Annotated in this window: 3 protein-coding genes and 1 pseudogene; 1 reads left to right on the top strand and 3 read right to left on the bottom strand. The window is 68.8% G+C overall.

The window, feature by feature from the left end:
* The 3 genes from ttcA to H0W38_RS21570 form a co-directional block, all read right to left on the bottom strand.
* Positions 1-599 (bottom strand): tRNA 2-thiocytidine(32) synthetase TtcA (ttcA, locus tag H0W38_RS21580; protein ID WP_292458072.1); only part of this gene is annotated, 599 nt, incomplete at its 3' end.
* Positions 596-1000, bottom strand: coding sequence for a dihydroneopterin aldolase (locus H0W38_RS21575; RefSeq protein WP_292458070.1), 405 nt, complete (start codon positions 998-1000; stop codon positions 596-598). The genes ttcA and H0W38_RS21575, both read right to left, overlap by 4 nt.
* Positions 997-1779, bottom strand: a complete 783-nt coding sequence (locus tag H0W38_RS21570) for an SDR family oxidoreductase (RefSeq protein WP_292458068.1) — start codon at positions 1777-1779, stop codon at positions 997-999. Before H0W38_RS21570 ends, H0W38_RS21575 begins: the two co-directional genes overlap by 4 nt.
* On the opposite strand from H0W38_RS21570, the pseudogene H0W38_RS21565 reads away from it, so the two are divergent.
* Positions 1778-2145: pseudogene (locus H0W38_RS21565) on the top strand (class I SAM-dependent methyltransferase); the annotation flags it as partial. The gene H0W38_RS21570 and the pseudogene H0W38_RS21565 overlap by 2 nt on opposite strands.

Below are 2145 nucleotides of genomic sequence, written 5' to 3'. Positions count from 1 at the left end.
AGCGGGCGGATCACCACGTGCTTGCCGTCGTCGCTCACCAGCTTGGGCGGCATGCCCTTGAGCTTGGCGCCGAAGAACATGTTGAGGAAGAAGGTCTGCAGCATGTCGTCGCGGTGGTGGCCGAGCGCGATCTTGGTCGCGCCCAGCTCGCTCGCCACGCGGTAGAGAGCACCGCGGCGCAGGCGCGAGCACAGACTGCACATCGTCTTGCCCTCGGGCACCAGGCGCTTGACGACCGAATAGGTGTCCTGCGTTTCGATGTGAAAGGGCACGCCGAGTCGGCTCAGGTAATCGGGCAGCACCTCGGCCGGGAAACCGGGCTGCTTCTGGTCGAGGTTCACGGCCACCAGCGAAAAGTCGATCGGCGCACGCCGCTGCATCTCCATCAGGATGTCGAGCAGGGCGTGGCTGTCCTTGCCGCCGGAGACGCACACCATCACCTTGTCGCCGGGCTCGATCATGTTGAAGTCGGAAATCGCCTGGCCGACGAGGCGGTGCAGGCGCTTGGCGAGCTTGTTGGCTTCGAGGCGGCTTTTCGCTCCGGCGGCATCCCTGGCCGAATCACGCCGGCCGGCTTCGGTTTCGATCACGGCACTCATGCCTGTCGCTCCTGCCTGAAATGAAAGACCTCGACCCCGACGGCTGCGCAGTCGGCGTAGACGTCGGGCTTCTCAGTCGAGACGCGTACCGCGCGCACCTGCGGATGCTCCAGCAGGCGCGTTGCGATGGCATCGCACAGCGTCTCCTGCAATTCGATGTGATCTTCGCCGGCGCAGTCGGCAATCACGCTGCGAATAAAGTCGTAGTCGACCACCTCGTCGAGGCGGTCGCGCTGCGGTGTGCTTGCCGCCAGCGGCACGTAGAGATCGACGTTGACGAACAGGCGCTGCGCTTCGCGCTTCTCGAAGGCGTGCACGCCGATATGCGCCTTCAGCAGGTGATCGCGCAGGAACAGCCGTCGGCAGCCGGCGAGTCGCGGGTCCGCGAGCAGGCCGTTCACCGCACCGCCCCTTGCGCCAAGAACAGCACGTCGCGCGGCTGCGTCGCCAGGTGCTGGCCGCCATCGACGAGCAGCGTGGTGCCGGTGATGGCCGGCGACTCGATGAGGAAGCGCACCGCGCGCGCCACGTCGCGCGGAGTGGACGAACGCTGCAGCGGCGTCATGCCCTGGGCGCGGGTGAATTCCGCGTCGGTCATCGGGCCGGACGGCAGGGTCACGCCGGGTGCGACGCCGACCACGCGCACGATCGGCGCAAGCGCCTGGGCGAGCAGCGTCGTCGCAGTGGCCAGCGCGGCCTTCGACAAGGTGTAGGACAAATGGTCCGGGTTCGGATTCCACAGCTTCTGGTCGAGCAGGTTGACGACGCAGCCCTGCCGCTCGCTTGCAGCCAGGTGCGCATGCAGCGCACGTGCCAGCAGCAAGGGCGCAGCCGTGTTGACCTGCCAGTGCGCCGCCAGCGCGGCATGCCCGAAGCTGGCAATGTCGTCGTGCTCGAAGCGCGAGGCGTTGTTGACAACCGCGTCGACGCGGCCCATGACGGCCACCACCGCCGGCAGCAGCGCGTCGCAGTCGGCCTCGACGGCCAGGTCCGCAGCAAACGCCTCGGCACGCGCACCGGACTCGACGGCAACGGCGAGTGTGTCGGCGCATTCGTCCGCCGTGCGGTGGCTGTGCAGCGCCACGTCGAACCCGTGCGCCGCGAGCTCCAGCGCGATCTCGCGTCCGAGGCGCCGGGCGCTGCCGGTGACGAGCACCACGGGGCGGATAGAAGCGCTCATGCGATACGACAATGCCAGGGTGAAGACGACCGAAGTCAGTGTAGCCAGCGACCCTCCTTCGAGCCCCGGCGGGGCCTTGGGGGCGCGCATCGCCGACGAGATTGCCAGCGCCGGCGGCTGGCTGGGGTTCGAGCGCTACATGGAACTCGCGCTCTACGCGCCGGGCCTGGGCTACTACGCGCGTGACGACCGGCAGTTCGGGGTGTCGGCCCGCTCGGGCAGCGACTTCGTCACCGCGCCCGAGCTGAGCCCCCTCTTCGGCCGCGCGCTGGCACGCCAGATCGGCCAGGCGCTGGAGGCGACCGGCACCCGTGAAGTCTGGGAATTCGGCGCCGGCTCGGGGGCGCTGGCGGCGCAGCTGCTGGG

Source organism: Methylibium sp., from assembly GCF_013817365.1.
Classification (GTDB): domain Bacteria; phylum Pseudomonadota; class Gammaproteobacteria; order Burkholderiales; family Burkholderiaceae_C; genus Methylibium.
This window is presented reverse-complemented; position numbering and strand designations above follow the sequence as displayed.

Excerpts from the sequence above, each read along its gene's own strand:
- H0W38_RS21570 (WP_292458068.1), bottom strand. The coding sequence starts at position 1,779 with ATGAGCGCTTCTATCCGCCCCGTGGTGCTCGTCACCGGCAGCGCCCGG.